1 protein-coding gene is annotated in these 363 nt (G+C 63.6%); it reads left to right on the forward strand.

Annotated elements, in window-relative coordinates; all coding sequences use genetic code 11:
* Positions 1-363, forward strand: a 363-nt coding sequence (locus CBX98_RS26370) for a hypothetical protein (RefSeq protein ID WP_197710254.1), incomplete at both ends; no start/stop codon positions are given.

Here is a 363-nt window from a genome sequence, read left to right on the forward strand (position 1 = left end):
CATGCTCAACGTGGACTGCCACGGCAACGTGTCGAGTTTCTCCCCCGAACTGCTGGGACTGAAGAACGCCGACTACGGCGACTTCATCGTCGGCAACATCCACACCGATTCGCTCGAGGCCATGCGCCAGAGCGACGCGATGCGCGCCATGCACAGGGATATCGCCGCCGGCGTGGCCGCGTGCAAGGCCGAGTGCGCGTATTTCGCCGTGTGCGGCGGTGGTTCGCCGATCAACAAGCTGACCGAGAACGGCAGTTTCGCCACCACGCGGACGACGTTCTGCGACCTGGTTCAGAAAGTACCTGCGGACCTGATCCTCGAAGCGCTGGACCGGCTCGAGACGGTCCTCGACGACGACATGCT

The organism is Vibrio sp. T9, from assembly GCF_003123985.1.
Classification (GTDB): domain Bacteria; phylum Pseudomonadota; class Gammaproteobacteria; order Enterobacterales; family Vibrionaceae; genus Vibrio; species Vibrio diabolicus.